Origin of the sequence: Bradyrhizobium sp. RDM12 (genome assembly GCF_051917485.1) — a bacterium.
Lineage (GTDB): Bacteria > Pseudomonadota > Alphaproteobacteria > Rhizobiales > Xanthobacteraceae > Bradyrhizobium.
The window spans coordinates 6715377-6740099 of the sequence record NZ_CM133064.1 but is presented as its reverse complement, the minus strand read 5'-3'; the positions used below and the strand labels follow the sequence as shown (position 1 = coordinate 6740099).

Below are 24723 nucleotides of genomic sequence, written 5' to 3'. Positions count from 1 at the left end.
ACGAGCTACCGGCCTTGGGCCCGGCCTGGCCCGTGGTCTCGGTCTGCGCGAACGCAGAGGCGCTGACGAGGAGGCCCGTGGCAAGGATCACGGCATGGCGTTTCGACATCTGTCCGGTTTCCCCATGAGGCAATTCCCGGCCGCCGTGCTGCATGCGCCGATCAGCGATCGGCGAAAAGCTAGGGCATCAGGGTTGCAGTCCCATTAAGCGCATCGAGGCCCCCGCGCGTCCAGCGCGGAGGCTCTCGATTGGGTCGCAACAAGGTTGGGACGGGTTCGCGTAAACTGCGACGAATGCCAAAAAAGGGGCGGTCATGCCGCCCCAAAATCGAAGGCCGCGCGCGCAAGGCGCGCAAGCCTTTGGTCTGCCAATCAGGCTTCATCCTGCCAATCCCGCCTCGTCCAATCCAGCCGCGCCCCCGCGACGCGGCGGATTGAACATTGGCGGTGAAGGCCAGGCCGTCGGTCGATCAGGCTTCGTTCGCCGCGATCGATTCCATCAGCGAGACGAGCTGACGCTGCACCGTCTGATCCTTGATCTTGCTGTAGGCGCGCAGCAGACGGAGGCTGAAAGCCGAGTCCAGGAACAGGAGGCTTTCGACTTCCCGGGCCTTGTTGTCGCCGTCATAGAAGAAGGTCACGGGCACATCGAGGGCGGTGGCGATCTGCTGAAGCCGAGCCGCGCCGACGCGATTGACGCCCTTCTCGTATTTCTGGACCTGCTGGAAGCTCACGCCGAGCTTTTCACCGAGCTCGGCCTGCGAGATCTTCATCTCGACGCGCCGCAGACGGATCCGCTTGCCCAGCTCAATGTCCGGCTTGCCGGCACTGCGCTGCTTCATTCTTTTCGCCGCTGCTTTCATTTTGGTTTTCACCTTTGTTCTTCGGTTGAAAATCCCCCGAAGAGCTGGGTCAGGGGTTCGCCCATATACGAGTCCTTGAATTCATGCGGATGCACGAACTCTTCCTTAAACCACGGGAAGCGAGCCGGATTGAAAGCTTCGATCAGCCAATCAATCATGTGCCGCACGCGGGGAATCCGGCCGCTACCGGGGTGGTAGGACAACCAGATGTCCAGCGGTCGGTTCAGCTCGACCTCCAGTGGAATCAACTTCCCGCCAAGCGCAATGGCATAGCTCGGGAATACGCCGATTCCGGCTCCATTCGCGACAGCCCAGTAGTTGGCGCTTGAGACGTTCGTCTTCATGACCAGAAGGTCACGTTCCGGAACGCCCGGGAAGAAGCTCTCAAAGGTTTCCTTGGCGGCGATCTGGTCGGCGAATTGCAGCACCAGGCGGTGCTTGATCAATTCCGCAGCCGAATGCGGCGCGCCATATTTCTCGACGTAACTCCTGGAGGCCCAGAACATCAAATGCATGCGGCCGAGCCGCACCAGCTTGACGTCGAGCGCCGACGGCCGCGACAGATGGATCGCGACATCGGCCTCGTGGCGGGAGACATCGGCCGAGCGCATCGCGCAGTGCAGGTCGACCAGGACATTCGGATAGGCCTGCTGGAATTCCACCAGCCGTGGGGCAAGCCAGAAGGTGCCCAGTCCCTCGGTGACGGCGACGCGGACCTCGCCGGTGAGGGCGTTGCCGGTCGAATCGCTGGTGCGCAACACGTCGAAGGCTGCCGCCTCCATGCGCTCGACGGCGGAGACCACCAGCGCGCCTTCATCGGTGAGATGGGTGCCGTGGACATCGCGTGTGAACAGGGTGGTGCCGGTCTGGCGCTCAAAATCATCGATCCGGCGGCGGACAGCATTGATCGACAGAGACAAGCGTTCGGCCGCCGAGCGGAAACTGCCGCATCGAACGACTTCCAGGAAGATGCGGGCCGCATCCCAATCGGAGAGGCCGCTGATGTTGGTCTTTAGGCGTTCCTCCAGTGGAACGCCCCTTTCCGCCAAGGAGTGCATACAAGTCCCTTCGGGGCGCTAAACTGGCAGAATCTTACGTAAACCACAACCACGACGGGTTGGGGAACGGTGAGTTTTTGAACGCCATACTTACTGCACCCGAAGTGGTATTTCAGTGTGTTTGGGGTTGGGAATCGGGCTAATTGTTGCCCGGAAGAGGGGTACAGGTGCGTTCCGTTGCGAGCCTTATAGTGGCTGCGGGATTGCGGGGTCCATGTGGACCGGAGGGCGACGTGCGAAATGCCGCGCGCGCACGCGGGATGGATCGATCGCGCGGGCCCAGGCGTTTCAGTTTCACGCGTTTCAGTTTCAATCGTTTCAGCTTCAATCGCTTTAGCCTCAAGCACTTCAGCTTTGACCGTTTCGACCTGCGCCGCTTGGCGATGCCGTCTGGAACTGCGGTTTCGACGCAGAAACACATTGAAATCATCTTCGGGGGCACGGACCCTTCATGTTATCCTTGTCGCGCTTTGGGGGCCAAGGGGATCGTTTCAAGCACGTCTCGCCGCCCGAACTAACGGAAAGAACGCCGTGTCGCATTCAGACGAACAATTGCAGTCGGTGCTCGAGACGCTCGAGGGGTGCCGCAAGGTTCTCAACGAGAGCAACAGCCGCGAGTCGGCTGAGCTGCTCTCGATCGTCATCCTCGACGTCAGGATGAAGCTCAAAGGAATTAACAGTGACGACCTCAAGGCGCTGTGCGACGAAATGTTGCGGAGCGCTGCCGGCGAGCCGTTGCCCCCCTCCAAGCAGACGCAGGACCAGCCCCGGCGTCCGCTGCTCCGCGTGGTGAAGTAGCCGCGCCGCTGAATCTCGCTTTTTGGCGAGATTTGTGCGCGTCCCGATGCCGCATCTGTGATCGCAGACGGCATCGGGAGGAGCCCTGGTTTGATCGCGCCTCTGTTGCGCATTCCCCGGCATCGGCTACACCAGAGCCGGTTTGGCTCCGGCCATGCGCCCATTCCCGGCGCGCTGCCCGAGGGCCCGGGATGGCTCCGACTGCATCATGCAACATGTTTCGATTACGGCGGCGCTGATTGCCGGCCTCGTCAGCTTCCTCTCGCCTTGCGTCCTGCCCCTGGTCCCGCCCTATCTGATCTATCTCACCGGCGCCACGATCGAGCATGTCGAGAGCGGCGAGCCGGTGTCGGCCTCCAAGCGCGCGGTCATGATGGCGGCGCTGCTGTTCGTGCTCGGATTCTCGACGGTGTTCGTGGCGCTCGGTGCCAGCGCCTCGCTGATCGGCGGACTGATCCGCGCCTGGTCGGCGGAGCTGTCGATCCTTGCGGGCATTGTCATCATCATCATGGGCCTGCACTTCCTCGGGCTGACGCGGATCGGCCTGTTGATGCGCGAGGGGCGCCTGACTGCGCCAAAACCCGTCGGCCTCTGGGGCGCCTATGTGATGGGCCTCGCCTTCGCCTTCGGCTGGACGCCCTGCATCGGCCCGATCCTCGCAGCGATCCTCTCGATTGCCGCGGCCGAGGCGACCGTGACGAAAGGCGCGGGGCTCCTCGCGGTCTATTCCGCCGGACTCGGCATTCCCTTCCTGGTTGCGGCGCTGATGATCGAGCAGTTTTCAAAACTGTTCGCGCGCATGAAGGGCCAGCTCGTCAATGTCGAGCGCGCCATGGGCGTGTTGATGGTCATCACCGGCATCGGCTTCCTCACGGGCGCGGTCTCCAATGTGAGCATCTGGCTGCTGGAGACGTTTCCGGCGCTGCAGACGATCGGTTAGGCGTTCACCGCTTGTCGTCCAGCGCGCAGATGACCGTGCAGACCACGCCGCGCGGCAGGAAGTCGACCGTTGCCTCGCCGCCGAGCTGGTCGCGCGCGCTGCGCTCGATCAGGCGCGAGCCGAAGCCGCGCTGCACCGGCGCGGTCACCGGCGGGCCGCCAGTCTCGGTCCAGATCAGCCGGAGCTGTGGCTTCGGCGTATCTTCCAATATCTCCCAGTCCAGGGTCACCCGGCCCGTCTCGCTGGACAGCGCGCCGTATTTCGCGGCGTTGGTCGCGATTTCATGCACGATCATCGACAGCACGACGGCAAGCCGCGGCGACAATGGCACGGCGGGGCCGGCCATCCTGATGCGATCGGGATTGGCGAGCAGGAACGGCTGCAGCGCGCGTGCGATCACGTCTCGCAGCTCCGAGCCCGCCCACTTCTCCTGACTGAGGAGATTGTGCGCCTCGGCCAGCGCGCCGAGGCGCCCCTCGAACTTGGCCCGCTCGTCGCGGCTGGCGCTGCGAAAAGTCTGCACTGCGATAGCTTGCATCAGCGCCAGCGTGTTCTTGACGCGGTGGTTGAGCTCCTCGATCAGCAGATTGTGCAGCATGTCGCCGCGCGCGATCGTGGTCGCCATCCTGACTGCAAAGGTGAGGCCGACCAGCAGCAGCACGCCGCCGATCAGGCCGGTGATCGCGATGTTGCGCCAGAGCGGCGCGATCAGCGAGCTCTCGGTGACACCGGCGGCGATGGTCCAGCCGGTCAGCCGCGATCGCGCATAGGCCGAGGCGAGGGCCACGCCGTCGAGCGACACGCTCGACAGAACCGCCTCGGGTGCGCGGAACATCGCCTCATGGAGCGACGCCGAGGCCTGCTTGCCGAAGGTCTCGTTCGGATTGGGGACGCGCGCGAACACGACGCCCTTGCTGTCGAGCAGCGATACGGTCCATTGCGCGTCGGGCCGCTGCCGCTCGACCAGATGCTGGAAGATATCGATCGGCGGGCTGAAGGAGAGCGCGTAGACCACCTCGCCGTCGCGCAGCACAGGGACTTCGACCGTGACGATCGGGCGCTTCTTGGCCGCGCCGGTGAACAGATCGGAAAATTGCGGCGTCTTGCTCGCGAAGACCCGTTCGACGATATCGCGATTGTTACGCGGCGGCAGGCTCGTCGTGTCGGTCGTTCGTGTCGAGAACAGCTGATGCCCGGACTTGTCGGCCAGCAGCAGGACGCTGTCCTCGCCATATTGGCTGATGAACCCGACTGCCGAGCGGCGGAAACTGTCGAAGTCGCCATTGTGCAGGGACTCGCTGAGCGCGAGGACCTGCAGGCCGCCCGTCATCCGCTGCACCTCGGAATCGAGCACCAGGCGCATGCTACGCACGGTCTCGAGCACCCGGCGCGTCGCGTCGCTGCGGTCCTGGCGATAGTTGGAATAAGCGAGGCCGACCGCGAAAACGATCAACGGCAACATCGTTCCCGTCACCAGGAGAGCGAGCCGGACCGGCAGGGTGAACTTTGGCAAACGCGCACGTCCCGGTTCCAGCGCCGTGGCGCCAGATTATGGTTTTCAGGACCATAGGGGCACGATCCGCATCGCGCCATGGGATTTTTCGTAGGCGTTCCGAGATTGGATTTTGCGGCGCAATCGCGCCCGCAAGGCTCACGTCATGCCGATTGCCGTCAGCAGCAAGCAAACCGCATAAACGACGGCGAGGCTGAGGCCCGCAATCCGTGCTCCTCGATGGTGAGACGTCATCCGCCCATCTCCAGAAGGACGGCCGCCGGTGCGGCGACCGTCCTGTTGGTTTGCTCTCGATCAATCGACTTCCTGCACGACCGCGCGCGTAGCGGGATCGACCAGCATCACACGATCGCCGGAGTAGACGTAGCGATACTTGGTGAGCGAGGGGCCCCAGTCCGCCGGTACGGACTCGAGCTCGACATCGTGCGGAACCGTACTACCGACGACGATCTTCTCCTTCGTCGTCACGGGGCGAAGATGGTGCTCGGTGACGTAGGATTTGATCCTGGTCCGATATTCCGGCTCGATCTGCACCGCCGCGTGACCCGCTCCCGTCGTGGTGACGACGGTGGATTGCGCGAATGCGCCGGTCGAAATCAGAACAGCGGCGGCCGAAAGCATGAACAACTTTTTCATTCTGGTCTCCTCGCAGAGTTAAGCGCCGCACCAACCCGGCACCGCAGAGGCTGTTCCAGCCGTTCGGAACAAATTGCGGTTTTTTCCCGTTGTCGATTGCCGACGCGAATGGGCTTCGGCAACTGGAGGAGGAACCATGACACTCAGAATCGTAACTGCAGCCGTGATGATCGCGGCGCTCGCCGGCCCGGCGTTCGCGGCCGACGAGTTCTACGTCGTGCAGGACGTGAAGACGAAGAAATGCACCGTCGTCGACAAGAAGCCGACGGACACGTCCATGACCGTCGTCAGCCCGTCCGGCACGATCTACAAATCGCGCACCGAGGCGGAAAGCGGCATGAAGACCGTCAAGGTCTGCACGTCAAACTGATGAGGAGACAAATGCCAGTTCTTATTTTCTAGGCCGTACCAGCCGTGCTGGTTATCGGCGGCGGCATTTATCTGATCGGTCATTTCTATTGAGCAAATAGCGGCGGGGCTGCGCAAGGTTCGCGAAAGCCCCGTCGCATTCAGGACTTCGCGGTCTAGAGTTGCTCTCGGTAATCGCGGCATAGACCATGCTGCGCAACTCGCGCCGGATCGGATAGGCGCTCGATGGCAGTACTTGCGTCATGAAGATGGTGATCAGCTCCTCGGCGGGATCGATCCAGAACGAGGTCGTGGCCGCGCCGCCCCAATTATATTCGCCGGGGCTGCCGGCGATCAGTGTCTCCGCCGGGCGCATGGTGACGGCGAAGCCGAGGCCGAAGCCGATGCCGTTATAGGTTGCCTCGGAGAACAGCGAGCGCGAGACCTCCGGCAGGAAACGTCCACCTGGAATGTGATTGGTCGTCATCAGTGCCAGTGTCTTCGGCCCGATCAGCCTCACACCGCCGATCTCCCCGCCGTTGAGCAGCGCGCGGCAGAAGGTGAGATAGTCCGCAACCGTCGAGCACAGGCCGCCGCCGCCGGAAATGAAGGAGGGCGGTGAGAGGAAGGAGCTTTTGGTCGGATGGTCCTGGAGCGTCAGGCCCTCGCGGCGCTGGCCGGCATGGAACGTGAAGCCACCGTTGGGATCGGCGTTGTAGCAGGCGGCGAAGCGATGCGCCTTCGAGGCCGGCACGTGGAAATCGGTGTCGGTCATGCCGAGCGGATCGAGGATCCGCGTCTTGAGGAACTGCTCGAACGGCATGCCGGAAATCTTGCCGACGAGATAGCCGAGCACGTCGGTCGATACCGAATAGTTCCAGGCCTCGCCCGGCGAAAACTCCAGCGGGATTTTTGCGAGGCTCTCGATCATGGTCTGGAGCGTGCCTGATTTCTCGACCTCGCCGATCTTCTCGGCGCGATAGGCAGCATCGACGTTGGAGCGCTGCTGGAAGCCGTAAGTGAGCCCCGACGTATGGCGCAGCAGGTCGACGATCAGCATCGACCGGGACGGCGGCCGGGTCAGGAAGGCGGGTGAGGTGCCGGCGACGAAGACGCCGAGATTCTTCCATTCCGGAATATATTTGGCGACAGGCTCGTCGATCGCGACCAGGCCTTGCTCGACCAGCATCATGAAGGCGACGCTGGTGAGCGGCTTGGTCATGGAATAGATGCGATAGATGGTGTCGTCCTTGACCGGCGCCTTGCGCTCGATATCGGCAAAGCCCTGGACCGAACTGTGCGCGAGCTTGCCCCGGCGGTAGACCAGCAGATGCGTGCCCGGGAAACGGCCGGCATCGATGTAGCGGCTCTTCAGATGTGCATCGACGCGGTCGAGGGCGGCCTTGGACATGCCCACGGATTCGGGCGAGGCGGGGGTCGGGGCGAGCATTAGTTCCTCCGGGCAGTTTCTGGGGAAGTTGATAGCCGAAATGACGGCCTCATTCCAAGCGGGTCGCACTTAACGTGAGACCGGCGACTGGTGTAGGGTCCGGTCTGGAACGCCTCCAGGGAGCCCGAACGATCCTAACGGGCCAACGAGAAAACTCAGGGCAAAAGCACCATGACCCAGTTTAACGAGACCGAACTCACCGAAGCCGTCGTCAAAAGCTTCGACAACACGCCTGATGCGCGCGCGAAATTCCTGCTCCAGGAATTGGTGAAGTCGCTGCACGATTACGTGAGCAAGACCGGTCTCACCTTCGAGGAATGGGATTACGCGATCGATTTCCTGACCCGCACCGGCCAGAAATGCACCGACACCCGCCAGGAATTCATCCTGCTGTCCGATGTGCTCGGCGTTTCCATGCTGGTCGACGCGGTCAACCATCGTGACCGCGACGGCGCGACCCAGACCACTGTGCTCGGCCCGTTCTATGTCGGCGAGCACAAGGTCACGGCCCACGGCACGGACATCTCGCCGAACAATCTCACCGGGGACCGGATGTTCGTGCAGAGCCGCGTCACCGATCTCGAGGGCAAGCCGCTTGCGAATGTCCCCGTCGACGTCTGGCATGCCGACGATGACGGGTTCTACGATTCACAGAAGGCGAATTACGACGAGGTCGGAGCCTCGGCGCGGGCGCGCTTCATCACGGACAGCGACGGCAAATTCTTCTTCCGCACCATTCTGCCGTGCAGCTATCCGATCCCGACGGACGGGCCGGTCGGCGAGATGATCGTGCAAACCAAGCGCCACCCGATGCGCCCCGCGCATGTGCACTTCCTGGTCAATGCCAAGGGCTACGAGCCGCTGATCACCCACGTCTTCATGGACGGCGACAAATATCTGGATTCCGACGTGGTGTTCGGAGTCAAGGACGACCTCGTCGCCAAGGTCGAGGCGCGCAACGACCTTGAGATGCCCGACGGCAGCAAGGCGAGCGGACAATGGCACCTGATGACCTACGAATTCCACCTCAAGCCGGGCGGCGGCATCGCGCCGAAACCGCTGGGAGCGAAGGCGGCCGAGCCGGCCTGACGGTCGGCTTGGCGCGCCGCTTCTCACCGTCCGATATAGGCGGCAAGCTCGTCGGGTGTGCCCTGGGGAAAGGCCTCCTTCATAAAGTCGAGAAAGGCGGATACGCGCGCGCTCAAGAGCCGTCGTGACGGATAGAGCGTCCACAGCGCGATCTCTGGTCCGTCGATGTCGCCCCAATGCACCAGCGTACCGGCAGCGAGGTCGTGACTGACCAGTGACACTGGAAGGCGTGCGGCGCCGACGCCCGCCCGGACCGCATCGCGGACCATGACGAGCGATGACAGGCGAAGCACCGGATCAACCGCAAAGCGCGATCTTCCTTTTGGCACCGTCACTTCCCAGGTGGTTAGCTGGTCGCCCGCTCCGCGTATGACAGCCGGCACAGAGTGATCGCCCCTCGGCCGTTTCAGGTTCGGGCTCGCCACGACCACCAGCCGATCGCGCAGAAACATTCGTCCGACAAGATTTTCATCCGGATCGGGATTGACCCGGATCACCAGGTCATAGCCCTCCTCCACCATGTCGACGCTCCGATCTTCCGTCGTGACCTCGAGGCGGACCTCCGGATATCTGAGCGCGAACCCGGCCGCGAGCTTGCCCATCGCAGTTTGCGAGAACAGCAAGGGCGCGCTGATCCGCAACCTGCCTCGCGGACTTTCCCCTCGAAGCGATCGCTGCCGCCGTCTCGTCGAGCTCGGTGAGCAACGCCCCCGTTCGCTCGAAAAGGGCCCGTCCTTCCTGGGTGAGCTTCAGGGCGCGCGCTCCGCGCTCGAACAAGCGCAAATCGAGGCTGCTTTCCAGTTCCGCGACCCGGCGGGACAGGGTCGCTTTCGGCCGCCCAGCGGCGCGCGCGGCCCGTCCGAACCCTCCGTGCCGGGCGACGAGATTGAAGTCAGCGAGGGCAAGGAGGTCCATGTGTTCCACCAGTGGGACGGTAGGTCTAGATATAGCGTCTATTGGGCCAAATGTGGATCGCTATTTTCCGGCGTGTCTTTTGACCCCAACCGGAGTGATCCCCATGACCATCCTCGTTACCGGCGCAACCGGCACCGTCGGCCGCCACGTTGTCGAACAACTCGTGAAGCGCGGCGCCGATGTGCGCGCCCTCGTCCGCGATCCCGCGAAGGCCAATTTCCCGGCCGGCGTCACCGTCGCGCAGGGCGACCTGCTCGATGTCGACTCGCTGCGCGGCGCGTTGTCGGGCGTCTCCACCGTATTCCTGCTCAACGCAGTGGTGGCAGATGAATTCACGCAGGCCCTGATTACGTTCAACCTCGCGCGCGAGGCGGGCATTGAGAGGATCGTCTACCTGTCGGTGATCCACAGCGATCTCTACGTGAACGTGCCGCACTTCGCGGGCAAGTTCGGTGTCGAGCGCATGATCGAGCAGATGGGTTTCAACGCCACCATCCTGCGCCCGGCCTACTTCATGAACAACGATCTCACGATCAAGGACGTCGTGCTCGGACACGGTGTCTATCCGATGCCGATCGGCAGCAAGGGGCTCGCCATGATCGATGCGCGCGACATCGGCGAGATCGCAGCCATCGAGCTGATCCGCCGCGAACAGGCCGCCGGCCCGCTCCCGCTTGACCGGATCAATCTCGTCGGTCCCGACACGCTGACCGGCGCGGATATTGCCGCCATCTGGTCTGAGGTGCTGGGCCGCACGATCGCCTATGGCGGCGACGACGCCGGCAGGTTCGAGCAGAACCTCAGGCAGTTCATGCCGGGCTGGATGGCCTACGACATGCGGCTGATGTGCGAGCGCTTTCTCACGGACGGAATGGTTCCTGAGGCCGGCGACGCCGCACGTCTGACCGCGCTGCTGGGCCGTCACCTGCGCTCCTATCGAGACTTCGTCTCCGAGATCGCGGCGACGGCTTGAGGGCAGGGCCATACCCGACAACGATGCCTGGCTGCATCGTTCTCCGTTGATCACATGGTGAAGGCGGCCGAGCCGGCCTGACCGAGACCGGCCCTGCTAGCGTGCGTGCAGCAGGGCGAGCAGGACAACGATCGCGCAGGCCAGGATTATCGTGGTCAGTTTCCAGAACAGGAGCGGATTGCGCTCGATCAGGGGCGTGGTCCGCGTGCTGAGATAGGCCGGGTTCGGGATCCTGAGCTCGTAGATGAATTCGGAGATATCCTCGTGGCGCTTGTTGGGGTCGGGATGCAGCGCCTTGCGCAGCGCGCCGTCGATCCAGACCGGGACGGCGCGGTCGTCATGGCTGGCCGGACGATATCTGAGCTTCCACGCGTCCGATCGTCCCCTGATACGGCTGACCTGGGCGCCGTAGGGCAGCTTTCCGGTCAGCATCTGGTAGCAGATGGTTGCCAGCGAGAACATGTCCGATCGGGGAGAGCCGCCTTCACCAAGGAAGTATTCGGGTGCGGTGTACTGCACCGTGCCGAGGATTTCGGCGTCGCCCGGTGCGGCCTCGACGACACCGGCGACCTTGACCGCCCCGAAATCGATGATCTTCGCGGTGCCCGTCTTGTCGATCAGGACGTTGTCGGGTCGCAGATCCTGATGCAGCATCTCCATGCGATGAAAGGCGCGCAGGCCCGCGGCAATCTGGTCCACGATGCCGCGCGCGGTCTCGAGGTCGGGGCGCGGATTGTCCAGCATCCACTGCCGCAGGGTCTGCCCCTCGATAAATTCGGTCGCGACATAGAGATAGTTGCGCCGCTTGGACCGCGAGCGGGTTTGAGGACGTGCGGGCTGTCGATCCGGCGCGCGATCCATTCCTCCATTATGAACCGCTTCAGATAGACGGGATCGTCGCGAAGGTCGATCGAGGGGATCTTCAGGGCAACCATCTCCTCGGTCTCGGTGTCGACCGCGAGATAGATGTGGCTGCGGCTGCTGGCGTGAATCTCGCGGACGATACGGTAGCCGTCAAACAGCGCCCGGGGCTCCGGCAGCGGCGGCAGTGGCAGCTCGGCTGTGCCGCCAAAAATGTCGGATGAGCCGGTCGGCGGCACTTCTTCGATGCGCAGGATCTGGACGGTGATGTTGTCGCCGCTGCCGCGCCGATAGGCTTCTTCGACAATGGCCTTCGCCGCTCCATCGAGATCGTCCGCGTGCGTCGCGAGCGCGGTGCTGACGAAGCGATGATCGACGAACTCGTAGGCGCCGTCGGTGGCCAGCAGGAAGATGTCGCCTTGCCCGATCTGGAGCGCCTGGTAGTCGATTTCGATCTGCGGGTTGATCCCGAGCGCGCGGCCGAGATAGGTCTGCTCCGAAGAGACGATGATGCGGTGATCGTCGGTGAGCTGCTCGAGCGCCTTGCCGGCGACGCGGTAGATCCGGCAATCGCCGACGTGAAAGATATGGGCCGTGGTCGATTTGACGACCATGGCCGTGAAGGTGCAGACATAGCCCTTGTCGCGATCATAGGCGTATTGGCTGCGGCGCGTCTCGGCGTGGAGCCATGAATTGGTGGCTTCCAGCACGCGTCGCGCCGAGGTCTTCACCGTCCAGGACTCCGGCGTGCAGTAATAGTCGGTCAGGAAGCTCTTGACCGCGGACTCGCTCGCCACCTGGCTCACCGCGCTGCTCGAGATACCGTCGGCCAGGACGACGGCAATCCCCTTCAGGCTCAACAGCGGCTCCGCCGGGATGAGCGCGCCGTGAAAGTCCTGATTGACCGGCTTGCGCCCCTTGTCGGAGTGCTGCCCGATCGAAATTCGCAAGCCCCGGCCCATGCTCGCCACCAATCCAAAGGGAGCCTCACCTTATCAGGCGAGCCTCCCTTTGTTGACGATCAGGCCGCGGCGCGGGTCTGCGCCTTCGCAGCCGGTTCGCGCTTCGGCTTCGTCAGGACATGCGTCGTGTACAGCGTCAGTCCGGTGAAGGCGAGACCGCCCACGAGGTTACCCAGCACGGTCGGGATCTCGTTCCAGATGAAATAGTCCATGATCGAGAACTTGGCATGGAGCATCAGGCCTGATGGGAACAGGAACATGTTCACCACGGAATGCTCGAACACCATGTAGAAGAACACCAGGATCGGCATCCACATCGCGATGACCTTGCCCGGCACGGTCGTGGAGATCATGGCGCCAACGACGCCGGTCGAGACCATCCAGTTGCAGAGCATGCCGCGGATGAACAGCGTCGCCATGCCGGCGGCGCCATGCGCTGCGTAGCCGAGGGTTCGGCCTTCACCGATATTGCCGATGGCGGCGCCGACCTTGTCCGGATCCTGGGTGAATCCGAACGTCGTCACGAAGGCCATCATGAAGGCCACCGTGAGGGCGCCGGCGAAATTGCCGATGAAGACGAGGCCCCAGTTCCGCAAGACGCCGCCGAGCGTGACGCCGGGCCGCTTGTCGATCAGTGCGAGCGGCGCGAGCACGAACACGCCGGTCAGTAGGTCGAAGCCCAACAGATAGAGCATCGAGAATCCGACCGGAAACAGCAGGGCGCCGATGATCGGCTGGCCGGTGTTGACGTTGATCGTGACGGCGAACCAGGCGGCGAGTGCCAGGATGGCGCCGGCCATGTAGGCGCGGATGACCGTATCCCTGGTGGACATGAAGATCTTGGATTCGCCTGCGTCCACCATCTTGGTGACGAATTCCGAGGGTGCGAGATACGACATCAACAGCTCCTTTGCTCGTGTGCATGATCGACCCCGCCCGTGCTGGATCGACGCCTTGTCAGATCAGTGAGCTTTCGCGCCCAGTGGGATGGGGCGCGAACGGAGAGGGACATCGAGGTGCGCAAGGGACAGCGTCACGATGACCGCGCCTTGGCGGACCAGCGAACAGGCTTCCCAGTGGCCTTCGGTGGCTTCGCGCTCCGGCTCACTGTCAGTCATCGTTGACTAGGCAGAACGAAAGCAATCGATGTGCCAGATGATCCGGCACTGCCGGCAGCATTCCGAGCCTAATTTGCTCGTGCTGGAAGCGGATAGCCCTGCTGCAGACCGTCGCGTTCGACCGCTATCCGCGGCGAACTGGCGCGAAAACGGGCTCCTGCCCAAGTCTTGTGCGACGCACAATCAGCGGGCGAATCCGCATTCAAGAAATGAGCGGCGCGCAAGTTTTTGATGCAATTATACGCATGATTATTTTTTAACCATCGTCGCAAGTAACTGAATTTACTTCCTTTTCTACCATTGGCCGACTTGGCATGGAGCTTGAAATAGAGGTTTCGACGCCATCGACGCCGTCATCGAGCAATCATTCAAATCGTGACACCGCCGAGAACGGGGGCTTCCCCGAGCGTGCATCTTTGCGCCCCGCGTCAGTCGGTGTCCCGCTTCCTAGTGAAAGGGACTTTTCCACTGAAGGAAGGCAATCCGACGTGGATTTCCGACTGGCGCCCCGAAGATGAGGCGTTCTGGAATGCGGGCGGCAAAGTCGTCGCCCGGCGTAACCTGATCTGGTCGATCGTCGCTGAGCATATCGGCTTCTCCGTCTGGCTGATCTGGAGCATCGTCGCGACCAAGCTGCCGCAGGCAGGCTTCCACTACTCGACCGACGAACTGTTTCAGCTCGTGGCCGTGCCGGGTCTGATCGGCGCCTTGATGCGCTTTCCCTACACGTTCGCGGTCACCACGTTCGGCGGGCGCAACTGGACGATTTTCAGCGCAGCCGTGCTGTTTATCCCGACGCTGGCGCTTGCGTATTTCGTCGGTCAGCCCGAAACGCCGTTCTGGCTGATGCTGCTGATCGCGTCGACCGCCGGCCTCGGCGGCGGCAATTTCGCGTCCAGCATGACCAACATCTCCTTCTTCTTTCCCGACCGGATGAAGGGTTGGGCACTCGGCCTGAACGCGGCCGGCGGCAATATCGGCGTGTCCAGCGTGCAGCTGCTGACGCCGATCCTGATGACGCTCGCCGTTATCAACCTGTTCCAGGCAGCGCCGGTCGGCGGCGTCTATCTCCAGAACGCCGGCCTGATGTGGGTGTTGCCGATCGCGATCGCGGTGTTCGGCGCGGTGTTCTTCATGAACAACCTGACCTCGGCGAAGTCGTCGATCAAGAACCAGCTTGCCATCGTCAAGCGCAAGCACACCTGGATCATGGCGATCATCTACATCGGGACGTTCGGCTCGTTCATCGGCTATTCCGCCGCGTTTCCGCTGCTGATCAAGACCCAGTTTCCCACGGTCACGATCTCGATCGCGTTCCTCGGTCCGCTGGTCGGCTCGCTGTCGCGTCCGTTCGGCGGCTGGCTCGCCGATAGGGTCGGCGGCTCCATCATCACCTTCTGGAATTTCATCGCGATGGCGGCGGCCACGATCGGCGTGCTGTACTTCGTCGGGCAGAAGGACTTCACCGGCTTCCTTGCGATGTTCCTGATCCTGTTCCTGACGACGGGCATCGGCAACGGCTCGACCTATCGCATGATCCCCTCGATCTTCCGCGAGCAGAACCTGTTCAAGGTGCGCGGCAAGGGCGATGCGGCGCGCGCGATGGCGCTGAAGACCGCGGGCATCGAGAGCGGTGCGGCTGTCGGCTTTATCGGCGCGGTGGGCGCCGTCGGCGGTTATCTGATCCCGAGCAGCTTCGGCAAGTCGATCGCGATGACCGGCGGCCCGCAGGTCGCGCTCGCCATCTTCCTGGCCTTCTATGCCGTCTGCCTCGGGCTGACCTGGTGGTTCTACCTGCGTCGCAGCCCGCAGGCCGAAGGCGCGCCAAGCCTCGCCGAAGCGCGAGTCTAATCGCTTGGTAGGAATCTCGCTTCTCCCCGTACGCGGGGAGAGGCCGCTCTGATGACGTTTGATCCATGAACTTTCTCCGCAATGACGCGGACAAAGGCAGACCGAAACAGACGGGAAACCATCATGACACCTCAGCAGATCGCCCTCGTGCAGCAAAGCTTTTCCAAGGTCGCGCCGATTTCCGAAGCAGCTTCGCAGCTGTTCTATGATCGCTTGTTCGAGGTCGCGCCGTCCGTGCGCGCGATGTTTCCTGAAGACATGACCGAGCAGCGCAAGAAGCTGATGGGCATGCTCGCCGCCGTCGTGGGCGGCCTGTCGAATCTGGAGACGATCCTTCCGGCGGCTTCGGCGCTCGCCAAGCGTCACGTCGGCTACGGCGCCAAGGCCGAGCACTATCCCGTGGTCGGCGCGACCTTGCTGTGGACTCTTGAGAAGGGCCTCGGCGAAGCCTGGACGCCTGAACTCGCAACCGCCTGGACCGACGCCTATGGCGTGCTGTCCGGCTACATGATTTCCAAGGCCTACGGCGCACAATCGCAGGCCGCCGAATAGGAGATAGCTTGTGAGTGAACCGCTAGTCATCGTCGGTAACGGTATGGCGGCCGCGCGTCTTGTCGATGAGCTCGCCAAGACTGCACTCGGCCGCTACGCGGTTGCCGTTATCGGCGATGAGCCGCGGCTCGCTTACAACCGCGTGCTGCTCTCCTCCGTGCTGGCCGGCGAGACCGGCTCGCACGAGATCGAGCTACGCCCGGCGGACTGGTGGCGCCATCGCGGCGTCACCGTGCGCTACGGCTATCGCGTCACCGAGATCGACACCGGCCGCCGCGAGCTCAAGATCGCCGGCGAAGAGAGCATGGAATATTCCAAACTGGTGCTCGCCACTGGATCAACGCCGCTGCGGCTCAACGTGCCGGGCGCCGATCTTGCCGGTGTCCATACCTTTCGCGACACGCGCGATGTCGACCTGTTGCTGACGCTGGCCGCCGCGAAGAAGCGCGTCGTCGTGGTCGGCGGCGGCCTGCTCGGCCTTGAAGCGGCCTACGGCCTTGCCAAGGCCGGCGCGCCCGTGACGCTTCTGCATCTGATGGACCGGCTGATGGAGCGCCAGCTCGACGGGCCGGCCGCCGATCTGCTCAGGACGCTGGTCGAACGCAAGGGCATTCGCATTATGCTCAATGCCAGCACCAAGTGCATCCACGGCGTTGGCCATGTCGAAGCCGTCGAGCTTGCCGACGGCAGCCGCATCGAAGCTGACGCCGTGATCTTCGCCGCCGGCATCAGACCCAACATCGCGCTGGCCAAGGAGGCAGGCATCGCGGTCAACCGCGGCATCGTCGTCAATGACGAGATGCAGACCGCATCGCCCGACATCTACGCGCTCGGAGAGTGCGCCGAGCATCGCGGCACCTGCTACGGTCTGGTCGAGCCGGCCTACGAGCAGGCGCGCGTCCTGGCGCGCCATCTCGGCGGCCGCCCCGCCGCCTATCAGGGCAGCGTGGTCTCGACCAATCTCAAAGTCTCCGGCGTCAGCGTGTTTTCCGCCGGCGACTTCATCGGCGGCGAGGGCAGCGAGAGTCTCGTGCTGACGGACCGCAGGCGCGGCACCTACAAGAAGCTTGTTATTGCCGACGGATGCCTCACGGGCGCCGTGCTGATCGGCGATACCGCCGATGCACTCTGGTATCTCGAGCTGATCCGCACCCGCGAGAAGATCGCCGGGATCTGCGCGGACATGATGTTCGGCCGCGCGCTCGGGCTTCCGTCCAAGGCGGCGTGAAGGAGGCGGCTTGACATGACGGCGATCGACCCTGGCCTCGGCGCTACCAAGACGACTTGTCCCTATTGCGGCGTCGGCTGCGGCGTGCTCGCAACGCCCGATGCCGCGGGTGGCGCCGCGATCGCGGGTGATCCCGATCACCCCGCCAATTTCAGCCGGCTGTGCTCGAAAGGCTCTGCGCTCGGCGAGACCGTCGGGCTTGAGAGCCGGCTGCTGTATCCGATGATCCGCTGCAAGGGCGTGCTGGAGCGCGTCGCCTGGAGCGATGCGCTCGATCATGTCGCCCATCGCATGCAGCATATCGTCGCGCGCGACGGTGCCGATGCGGTCGCGTTCTATCTTTCGGGCCAGCTCCTCACCGAGGATTACTACGTCGCCAACAAGCTGATGAAGGGCTTCGTCGGCACCGCCAATGTCGACACCAATTCGCGGCTCTGCATGTCGTCCTCGGTCGCCGGTCATCGCCGTGCCTTCGGCGCCGACACGGTGCCGGGCTGCTATGAGGATCTCGACCAGGCCGATCTGCTCGTCTTCGTCGGCTCGAATGCGGCCTGGTGCCACCCGGTGCTGTTCCAGCGCATGCTGAAAAACCGGCAGGAGCGCGGCGCGCGCATGATCGTGATCGATCCGCGCCGCACCGATACCGCGAGCGACGTCGATCTGTTCCTCGGCCTCAAGCCCGGCACCGACACCGCCCTTTTCTCGGGCCTGTTGGTCCATCTCGCCGACAGCGGCGCACTGGATCGGGAGTATATCGCTCAGAACACGTCCGGCTTTGATGATGCGCTGGCGCGCGCGCGCAACATCGCCGGCAGCGTCACCGCGGCCGCGCTGGCGACCGGCCTCTCCGAGCAGGACGTCGCCGCCTTCTTCAGGATGTTTCGCGAGACCGAGCGTGTCGTGACGCTCTATTCGCAGGGCGTCAACCAGTCGGCGCAGGGCACCGACAAGGTCAATGCGATCCTGAATTGCCATCTCGCGACGGGGCGCATCGGCAAGCCCGGTGCCTCGCCGTTCTCGCTGACCGGCCAGCCCAACGCGATGGGCGGCCGCGAGGTCGGCGGCCTCGCGAACCAGCTCGCCGCGCACATGAACTTCACGCCGCCCGACATCGATCGCGTCAGGCGGTTCTGGAAGGCGCCGCGCATCGCCACCCATGAAGGGCTGAAGGCGGTGCAGCTGTTCGAGGCGATCCATCGCGGCGAGGTCAAGGCGCTCTGGGTGATGGGCACCAATCCCGCGGTGTCGCTGCCCGATGCGGATTTCGTGCACGAGGCGCTGAAGAAGCTCGAGCTGTTCGTGGTATCCGAGAACGTGCTGTCCAACGACACGGTCGAGGCCGGCCCGCACGTGCTGCTGCCGGCGCTGGCCTGGGGCGAGAAGTCGGGCACGGTGACCAACTCCGAGCGCCGCATCTCGCGCCAGCGTTCGTTCCTCCCCGCACCCGGTGAGGCGCGCCCCGATTGGTGGATCCTCAGCGAGACCGCAAAACGCCTCGGCTTCGGCGATAGCTTTAATTACAAATCCGCCGCCGAGATCTTCCGCGAACATGCCGCGCTCTCGGCCTTCGAGAACAACGGCAGCCGCGATTTCGACATCGGCGCGCTGGCGTCGCTGTCCGACGAAGCCTTTGACGCCTTGAAGCCCGTGCAATGGCCGGCGCGCGAAGGTGAAGCGCCGGGCGAGCGCTTCTTCGCGACAGGCGGCTTCTTCACCAATGACGGCAAGGGCCGCTTCGTCGCGCCCGAGGTGCCGGCACTGCGCAGCGAGACGGGACCGTCGCGTCCCCTGCGGCTCAACACCGGACGCATCCGCGACCAGTGGCACACCATGACGCGCACGGGGCTGAGCAAGCGGCTCGGCGCGCATCTGCCCGAGCCCTTCGTCGAGATCCACCCCGACGACGCCAACAAATACGGCATCGCCCATGATGGCTATGCCCGCATCACCACCGATTACGGGCAGTGCATTTTGAAAGCCGTCGTCAGCGATCGGCAGCAGCGCGGTGCGTTGTTCGCGCCGATCCACTGGAGCGCAATGAATGCCTCGCACGGCCGCGTCGGTGCGTTGGTCGCGCCGTTCACCGATCCATTCTCGGGCCAGCCGGAGTCGAAGGCCACGCCGGCTGCGATCGCGCCCTATGAATACGTCTTCCGCGGCTTCGCGCTCACGCGAAAACAGCTTGATCTGCCGCCGAATTTGTTGTGGACCCGCGCGACCGTCGCCGGCGGCTTCGGCTATCTCTTCGCCGACAATGCCGATCTGTCGCGTTGGCCGGCCTGGCTCGACGGCCTCGCCGGCGAGGACGTGGCCGAGTACCGCGATTTCGGCGGCGGCGTTTATCGCGCGGCCTCGTTTGCGGGCGATCGCATCGAGACCTGTCTGTTCGTCGGCCCCGCGCACGATGCCGGCGACTGGGAGGTGGTGAAGAGCGTGTTTGCGGCCGATCACGTCACCGACGATCAGCGCCGCATGCTGCTATCGGGCAAGTCGAGCGAAGGCGCCGCGGCGACCGGCCCGATCGTCTGCGCCTGCTTCGGCATCGGCCGCGGCACCATCTGCGACACCATCGCGAGCGGTGCCCGCACCGCCGCCGAAATCGGCACCAAGCTCAAGGCCGGCACCAATTGCGGCTCCTGCATCCCCGAGCTGAAGCGGCTGATTGCGACGACCGAGGTGGCGGCGAAGCAAGCCAGGCTCGCGGGCGCGGCCGGGTAGGCCCAACTCTTTCTATCGTCATTGCGAGCGCAGCGAAGCAATCCAGGGTCTTTCCGCGGAGGGATTCTGGATTGCTTCGCTACGCTCGCAATGACGGCGTGGATGCAGTGCTCGAGATATCTCCTGCCGTCGTCGGGGCGCGCCCATCTCCCCAATCGACGCGCCGGCGATTGTGCCCTATCTTGCGCGCTCTCGCCCCTCAACAATCATAAAAGCTATGATGTACCTGGAAACGCCACCGCGCCTGATCGAAACCAAGATCTTTTCCGCCATGCCCGACAATTTCCGCCGCAAGGGCGTGCGGACGGATTGGGCTGACGCCAACCGGCCGGGCGTGCCGACGGACAGCTTCATCGAGGGGCCGTCGTTCGACGGGGATGGCAATCTCTACATCGTCGACATTCCCTTCGGTCGCATCTTCCGCATCGCGCCGGATGGGACGTGGTCGCTCGTAATCGAGTATGAGGGCTGGCCAAACGGGCTGAAGATCGCCGCTGACGGTCGCATCCTGGTGGCCGATTACATGCACGGAATTATGGAGCTCGACGCCAGGGCCGGCCGCATCAAGCCTCTCCTCACCGCGCGCAATTCGGAATCGTTCCGCGGCTGCAACGATCTGCATCTCGCCTCCAACGGCGACATCTATTTCACCGACCAGGGTCAGACCGGCCTGCATGACGCAAGCGGCCGCGTCTATAAGCTGGCGCCGGACGGCCGGCTCGATTGTCTGATCGACACCGGCATCAGCCCGAACGGACTGGTGCTTGATCCGACCGAGACCGTGCTGTTCGTCGCGATGACACGCGACAATGCGGTGTGGCGGCTGCCGTTCATGAAGGATGGCAGCGTGTCGAAGGTTGGCCGCTTCTGCTGGCTGTTCGGCACATCAGGCCCCGACGGCATGACCATGGATGCGAACGGCCGCCTGTTCGTCTGTCACGCCTCGCTCGGCCACGTCTTCGTATTCGCACCGAATGGTGAACTGATCGCCCGGATCAAATCGTGCGCAGGGCCGAACTGCACCAATGTCGCCATCGGTGGTGCGAAGAAGGATCGGCTCTATATCACGGAGTCGGCGACCGGCAGCGTGCTGGTTGCGGACATCAGCGGATTGAACTCCTGAGCCGCTTGGCAGTTGCCAGAGCGAAAAAGTGGCATCGGAGACGAACATGAACACAAAGCCCTTCGGCAAGACCGGCGCCAACGTCTCCGTGATCGGGCAGGGCACCTGGTATCTCGACCATGGCGATCGCAAACGCGCGGTCGAGGCGCTGCAGCGCGGGCTCGATCTCGGCATGACCCATATCGACACCGCCGAGATGTATGGCGATGCCGAACTCGTCATCTCCGATGCGATCGCCGGCCGTCGGGATGAAGTGTTCCTGGTGTCAAAGGTGCTGCCGAGCAACGCGTCCCGTCGCGGCACCATCACCGCTTGCGAACGCTCGCTGAAGCGGCTGAAGACGGACCGGCTCGATTGCTATCTGCTGCACTGGCGCGGCTCGTACGACCTTGAAGACACCGCCGCCGCGTTCGAGGAACTGGTGGAGACCGGCAAGATCAGATCCTGGGGGTCTCCAATTTCGACGCCGACGATCTCGACGAGATGCTCGAGGTTTCCGGCGAAGGCAAGATCGCCTGCAATCAGGTGCTCTATCATCTGAAGGAACGTGCGATCGAGCATGCCGTCATCCCCTGGTGCGAGAAGCACGGCGTCGCGGTCGTCGCCTATTCGCCGTTCGGACACGATGATTTTCCCGATGAGCGCAGCAAGGGCGGCGCCGTGCTGGCGCGCATCGCGGATGCGCGTGGCGTGACACCGCGCCAGGTCGCGCTGAGCTTCCTCACCCGTGCAAATACGGTGTTTGCGATTCCGAAGGCGTCGTCCGCGGAACACGCCGGCGAAAATGCGGCTGCCGGCGATCTCTTGCTGACGAAAGAGGAGATTTCAGCGCTGGATGCGGCGTTTCCGCGCGGTCCGAAGCCGCGCAGCTTGCCCATGTTGTAGTGCACAAAAGCCTATTGTTAATGGAGTATTGACGCGCGCGGACGTGAGCGCATATCGGCATCCTGTTTTCGGAAGTTGTGAAAGCGGTGCATTTGTCGTTTTTTACGACCGTTCGCGAATCGTCTTTTTCCCAGGTTTCAGCCGTGACACCGCCGCCCGCCGCAGCCGCAAGGCTCGACAGTGTTTCCATGCCCGTGCCGGAGAAGAAGCAGCAGACGCGCCGCGCGCCTGCGCGCGTCGATCATCCCTTCAAGGGGATCGCGCTGGTGCTACTGTCGACGGTGTTTCTCGGCTGCTCCGACGTCACCGCGAAATATCTCTCGACGAGCCTGCCGTCGATCGAGATCACCTGGATCCGCTTCGTCACCTTCGCGCTGATGTTCACGCCGGTGATGCTGCCGGGCTCGCCGCTGCATGCCATGCGGACCGAGCGTCTCGGGCTGCAATTGATGCGCGGTGTCGCGCTGCTCGGCTCTTCGCTGTTCTTCATCACCGGTTTGCGCTTCCTTCCCATCGCGGAAGCCTCTGCCACCGGTTTCGTCTCGCCGCTGTTCGTCACCGCGCTTTCGATCATCTTCCTCAGCGAGATGGTCGGCATGCGCCGCTGGATCGCGACCGCGATCGGGCTGATCGGCGTGATGATCATTCTGCGGCCGGGTTCGAGCGCGTTCCACGTCGCTGCCTTCTTCCCGATCGTCTCGGCGTTCTGCTGGGCTGCCGCGCTGATCATGACGCGCATGATGAGCGGGCGGGAAGCGGTCCTCACAACGATGGCGTACTCGGCTCTCACCGGTGTTGCGATCCTCAGCGTGATGGTGCCGTTCGTCTGGGTCACGCCGAGCTGGACCGCGATCGGACTCGGCATCGTGATCGGCGTCGCCTCCACCGTCGGCCAGTGGATCGTCGTGCTCGCCTATCGCTATGGCGACGCCTCGGTGCTGGCGCCGTTCTCGTACACGCAGTTGCTATGGGTCAGCATTTTGGGCTTCTTCCTGTTCGGCGAGCTGCCGGATGTCTGGACCGTCACGGGCGCGGCCTTCATCGTCGCCAGCGGTCTCTACATCGCCCATCGCGAACGCATCCGCCGCGCTCAGCTGCTGTTGCTGGTGCTGGAAGAGCGTTCCCCGAACCCCTGACGCAAGTCCAAACGTCCCGCTTTGTGCTATCAACGGCTCCAACAAACGGGGAGGAGCCGGATGCGCGCTGCGATTTTCAGGAACGGTGAGATTGTCGTCGACCGGATGGCCGAGCCGAAGCCGGGCCCCGGCCAGGTGCTGGTCAAGACGCTCGCCTGCGGCATCTGCGGTTCCGACCTGCATGCGCGCCAGCACGCGCCGCGGATGGTGGAGATGGCGAAGAAGACCGGGCGAACGCCGATGGATCTGTCGCGCGATGTCGTGTTCGGCCACGAGTTTTGCTGCGAGATCGTCGACTACGGCCCCGGCACGACGCGCAAGCTCAAGCCCGGCACGCATGTGTGCTCGCTGCCCGCACTCCTGACGCCGGAGGGCATCAAGGGCATCGGCTATTCCAACGACTTTGTCGGCGGCTATGCGGAAGCGATGCTGCTCAGCGAGCCGTTGCTGCTGGAGGTGCCGAATGGCCTTGCGCCGGAACATGCCGCGTTGACCGAGCCGCTCGCGGTCGGCGTTCACGCCGTCGCAAAGGCCAATATCAGTGGCGGCGAAGTGCCGCTCGTGATCGGTTGCGGGCCGGTCGGGCTCGCGGTGATCGCAGCTCTGAAGATCAAGGGGCTGCATCCGATCGTCGCGGCCGACTATTCGCCGGCGCGGCGTGCCCTCGCAGCTCAGCTCGGTGCCGACATCATCGTCGATCCCCTGACGTCGCAGCCCTATGCGACCTGGGCCGAGCACGCGCAGATGTCGGAGGCGGAGAAGGCGGCGCGGCCGCCGCTCCAGGCCATGCTGCCGGCGCTGAAGCCCGCGGTCATCTTCGAATGCGTCGGTGTACCCGGCCTGCTGCAGCAGGTGTTCGAAGGTGCGCCGCGCGACGCCAAGATCGTCGTGGTCGGAGTCTGCATGGAGAGCGACAGATGTGAGCCCATGCTCGGCATCATGAAGGAGCTCAATGTTCAGTACGTTCTCGGCTACACGCCGGAGGAGTTTTCGGCGTCGCTGCGCCTGATCGCAGAAGGGCAGGTGGATGCCGCGGCGATGGTGACGGCGGAAGTGGGCATCGACGGCGTCGCCAAGGCGTTCGCCGATCTCGCCAATCCCGAGACGCACACCAAGATCATCGTGCAGCCGTGGCGGTGATGCCTTACACCGGCAGCGCGATCGAATATTTGACCTGGCTGAGCGCAAAGCTCGACTCGATCGAGGCGATGCCGTCGAGCCGGGTCAGCTTGGTCTTGAGGAAGGTCTCATAGGAGGCGAGGTCGGCCGCGACGACGCGCAGGAGGTAGTCGCGGTTACCGGTCATCAGATAGCACTCCAGCACCTCGTCCCATTTCGAGATCGCCCGCGCAAATCGATTGAGGTCCTCCTCCTTCTGCCGCGCCAGCTTGATCGAGATGAACACGCTGACATGCAGCCCCAGCGCCTTCTGGTCCACGGTTGCGATATAGCGCGAGATCACGCCGCGCTCCTCCAGCAGCTTGACCCTGCGATGGCAGGGCGAGACAGACAATCCGACCTTGTCGGCGAGTTCCTGCATCGTCAGGCGGCTGTCGATCTGGAGAGAGCTGAGGATCTTGCGGTCGATGGCGTCGAGCTCGGGCATTGGGATAAAACCTGGGTTTTCAGTGCATTCATTGGAATGATATCCCAATTTCGTGGATATGACGCGAAAAATTGAGAAATCTGGCGCGGCCCGCAGGCGT

18 protein-coding genes and 4 pseudogenes are annotated in these 24723 nt (G+C 63.6%); 13 read left to right on the top strand and 9 right to left on the bottom strand.

The genetic code is table 11. From position 1 onward, the window contains the following. Positions 1–470: 470 nt before the first annotated feature. Positions 471–842 carry a helix-turn-helix domain-containing protein gene (locus ACTGJ9_RS32905; protein WP_014497036.1) on the bottom strand — a complete coding sequence of 124 codons (372 nt, stop codon included), beginning with the start codon at positions 840–842 and terminating at the stop codon, positions 471–473. A 29-nt stretch (positions 843–871) separates the two neighbouring features. Then, entirely contained in the window at positions 872–1921 is a 1050-nt protein-coding gene (locus ACTGJ9_RS32900) for a LysR family transcriptional regulator (protein ID WP_456674435.1), read from the bottom strand. Positions 1922–2452: 531 nt separating this feature from the next. Here ACTGJ9_RS32900 and ACTGJ9_RS32895 point away from each other — a divergent pair. After that, the gene (locus ACTGJ9_RS32895) at positions 2453–2719 is read left to right on the top strand and encodes a hypothetical protein (protein WP_456674434.1); all 267 of its coding nucleotides are present in this window, start codon (positions 2453–2455) and stop codon (positions 2717–2719) included. A 208-nt stretch (positions 2720–2927) separates the two neighbouring features. Continuing rightward, entirely contained in the window at positions 2928–3659 is a 732-nt protein-coding gene (locus tag ACTGJ9_RS32890; protein WP_456674433.1) for a cytochrome c biogenesis CcdA family protein, read from the top strand. 4 nt (positions 3660–3663) lie between these two features. Here the strand turns inward: ACTGJ9_RS32890 and ACTGJ9_RS32885 are convergent, their stop codons facing one another. Both ACTGJ9_RS32885 and ACTGJ9_RS32880 read right to left on the bottom strand, forming a co-directional pair. Beyond that, complete coding sequence (locus tag ACTGJ9_RS32885; RefSeq protein ID WP_456678704.1) at positions 3664–5121, bottom strand: sensor histidine kinase; 1458 nt, start codon at positions 5119–5121, stop codon at positions 3664–3666. 345 nt (positions 5122–5466) lie between these two features. Further along, positions 5467–5808, bottom strand: coding sequence for a DUF1236 domain-containing protein (locus tag ACTGJ9_RS32880; RefSeq protein WP_456674432.1), 342 nt, complete (start codon positions 5806–5808; stop codon positions 5467–5469). Between the two features lie 136 nt (positions 5809–5944). On the opposite strand from ACTGJ9_RS32880, the gene ACTGJ9_RS32875 reads away from it, so the two are divergent. After that, positions 5945–6178, top strand: a complete 234-nt coding sequence (locus ACTGJ9_RS32875) for a hypothetical protein (protein WP_456674431.1) — start codon at positions 5945–5947, stop codon at positions 6176–6178. Positions 6179–6337: 159 nt separating this feature from the next. Here ACTGJ9_RS32875 and ACTGJ9_RS32870 read toward each other — a convergent pair. Next, positions 6338–7606, bottom strand: a pseudogene (locus tag ACTGJ9_RS32870) (serine hydrolase domain-containing protein); the annotation flags it as partial. A gap of 171 nt (positions 7607–7777) precedes the next feature. Here ACTGJ9_RS32870 and ACTGJ9_RS32865 point away from each other — a divergent pair. Then, positions 7778–8695 (top strand): dioxygenase family protein, encoded by a 918-nt coding sequence (locus ACTGJ9_RS32865; RefSeq protein ID WP_456674430.1) that lies wholly within the window; start codon positions 7778–7780, stop codon positions 8693–8695. Between the two features lie 23 nt (positions 8696–8718). Here the strand turns inward: ACTGJ9_RS32865 and ACTGJ9_RS32860 are convergent. Next, positions 8719–9610 (bottom strand): annotated as a pseudogene (locus tag ACTGJ9_RS32860) (LysR family transcriptional regulator). Between the two features lie 103 nt (positions 9611–9713). Between ACTGJ9_RS32860 and ACTGJ9_RS32855 the strand changes: the two are divergent. After that, positions 9714–10583: an SDR family oxidoreductase gene (locus ACTGJ9_RS32855; protein ID WP_456674429.1), complete on the top strand. Its 870-nt coding sequence runs from the start codon at positions 9714–9716 to the stop codon at positions 10581–10583. Positions 10584–10679: 96 nt separating this feature from the next. Here the strand turns inward: ACTGJ9_RS32855 and ACTGJ9_RS32850 are convergent. Further along, a pseudogene (locus tag ACTGJ9_RS32850) lies at positions 10680–12406 on the bottom strand (protein kinase domain-containing protein). 59 nt (positions 12407–12465) lie between these two features. Beyond that, complete coding sequence (locus ACTGJ9_RS32845) at positions 12466–13305, bottom strand: formate/nitrite transporter family protein (RefSeq protein WP_456674428.1); 840 nt, start codon at positions 13303–13305, stop codon at positions 12466–12468. Between the two features lie 687 nt (positions 13306–13992). Between ACTGJ9_RS32845 and ACTGJ9_RS32840 the strand changes: the two genes are divergently transcribed. The 8 genes and pseudogenes from ACTGJ9_RS32840 (at position 13993) to ACTGJ9_RS32805 (ending at position 24157) form a co-directional block, all read left to right on the top strand. Beyond that, entirely contained in the window at positions 13993–15375 is a 1383-nt protein-coding gene (locus ACTGJ9_RS32840) for an MFS transporter (RefSeq protein WP_456678703.1), read from the top strand. Positions 15376–15498: 123 nt separating this feature from the next. Then, positions 15499–15927 carry a globin family protein gene (locus ACTGJ9_RS32835; RefSeq protein ID WP_456674427.1) on the top strand — a complete coding sequence of 143 codons (429 nt, stop codon included), beginning with the start codon at positions 15499–15501 and terminating at the stop codon, positions 15925–15927. 10 nt (positions 15928–15937) lie between these two features. After that, a complete protein-coding gene (locus ACTGJ9_RS32830) occupies positions 15938–17155 on the top strand; it encodes an NAD(P)/FAD-dependent oxidoreductase (RefSeq protein WP_456674426.1) in 1218 nt (405 codons plus the stop codon). 15 nt (positions 17156–17170) lie between these two features. Continuing rightward, on the top strand, positions 17171–19873 hold the full coding sequence (locus tag ACTGJ9_RS32825; protein ID WP_456674425.1) for a molybdopterin-dependent oxidoreductase: 2703 nt from the start codon (positions 17171–17173) through the stop codon (positions 19871–19873). A gap of 220 nt (positions 19874–20093) precedes the next feature. Then, positions 20094–20996: an SMP-30/gluconolactonase/LRE family protein gene (locus ACTGJ9_RS32820; protein WP_456678702.1), complete on the top strand. Its 903-nt coding sequence runs from the start codon at positions 20094–20096 to the stop codon at positions 20994–20996. A gap of 46 nt (positions 20997–21042) precedes the next feature. After that, positions 21043–21881: pseudogene (locus tag ACTGJ9_RS32815) on the top strand (aldo/keto reductase). Between the two features lie 188 nt (positions 21882–22069). Next, positions 22070–23017, top strand: a complete 948-nt coding sequence (locus ACTGJ9_RS32810) for a DMT family transporter (RefSeq protein ID WP_456678701.1) — start codon at positions 22070–22072, stop codon at positions 23015–23017. A 60-nt stretch (positions 23018–23077) separates the two neighbouring features. Then, positions 23078–24157 carry a zinc-binding dehydrogenase gene (locus ACTGJ9_RS32805; protein WP_456674424.1) on the top strand — a complete coding sequence of 360 codons (1080 nt, stop codon included), beginning with the start codon at positions 23078–23080 and terminating at the stop codon, positions 24155–24157. A 4-nt stretch (positions 24158–24161) separates the two neighbouring features. On the opposite strand, the gene ACTGJ9_RS32800 is transcribed toward ACTGJ9_RS32805, so the two are convergent. After that, positions 24162–24623, bottom strand: a complete 462-nt coding sequence (locus ACTGJ9_RS32800; RefSeq protein ID WP_456674423.1) for an Lrp/AsnC family transcriptional regulator — start codon at positions 24621–24623, stop codon at positions 24162–24164. Positions 24624–24723: the final 100 nt, after the last annotated feature.

Excerpts from the sequence above, each read along its gene's own strand:
- ACTGJ9_RS32905 (WP_014497036.1), bottom strand. The coding sequence starts at position 842 with ATGAAGCAGCGCAGTGCCGGCAAGCCGGACATTGAGCTGGGCAAGCGG.
- ACTGJ9_RS32900 (WP_456674435.1), bottom strand. The coding sequence starts at position 1,921 with ATGCACTCCTTGGCGGAAAGGGGCGTTCCACTGGAGGAACGCCTAAAG.
- ACTGJ9_RS32890 (WP_456674433.1), top strand. The coding sequence starts at position 2,928 with ATGCAACATGTTTCGATTACGGCGGCGCTGATTGCCGGCCTCGTCAGC.
- ACTGJ9_RS32885 (WP_456678704.1), bottom strand. The coding sequence starts at position 5,121 with ATGTTGCCGTTGATCGTTTTCGCGGTCGGCCTCGCTTATTCCAACTAT.
- ACTGJ9_RS32880 (WP_456674432.1), bottom strand. The coding sequence starts at position 5,808 with ATGAAAAAGTTGTTCATGCTTTCGGCCGCCGCTGTTCTGATTTCGACC.
- ACTGJ9_RS32875 (WP_456674431.1), top strand. The coding sequence starts at position 5,945 with ATGACACTCAGAATCGTAACTGCAGCCGTGATGATCGCGGCGCTCGCC.
- ACTGJ9_RS32865 (WP_456674430.1), top strand. The coding sequence starts at position 7,778 with ATGACCCAGTTTAACGAGACCGAACTCACCGAAGCCGTCGTCAAAAGC.
- ACTGJ9_RS32855 (WP_456674429.1), top strand. The coding sequence starts at position 9,714 with ATGACCATCCTCGTTACCGGCGCAACCGGCACCGTCGGCCGCCACGTT.
- ACTGJ9_RS32845 (WP_456674428.1), bottom strand. The coding sequence starts at position 13,305 with ATGTCGTATCTCGCACCCTCGGAATTCGTCACCAAGATGGTGGACGCA.
- ACTGJ9_RS32835 (WP_456674427.1), top strand. The coding sequence starts at position 15,499 with ATGACACCTCAGCAGATCGCCCTCGTGCAGCAAAGCTTTTCCAAGGTC.
- ACTGJ9_RS32825 (WP_456674425.1), top strand. The coding sequence starts at position 17,171 with ATGACGGCGATCGACCCTGGCCTCGGCGCTACCAAGACGACTTGTCCC.
- ACTGJ9_RS32820 (WP_456678702.1), top strand. The coding sequence starts at position 20,094 with ATGTACCTGGAAACGCCACCGCGCCTGATCGAAACCAAGATCTTTTCC.
- ACTGJ9_RS32810 (WP_456678701.1), top strand. The coding sequence starts at position 22,070 with ATGCCCGTGCCGGAGAAGAAGCAGCAGACGCGCCGCGCGCCTGCGCGC.
- ACTGJ9_RS32805 (WP_456674424.1), top strand. The coding sequence starts at position 23,078 with ATGCGCGCTGCGATTTTCAGGAACGGTGAGATTGTCGTCGACCGGATG.
- ACTGJ9_RS32800 (WP_456674423.1), bottom strand. The coding sequence starts at position 24,623 with ATGCCCGAGCTCGACGCCATCGACCGCAAGATCCTCAGCTCTCTCCAG.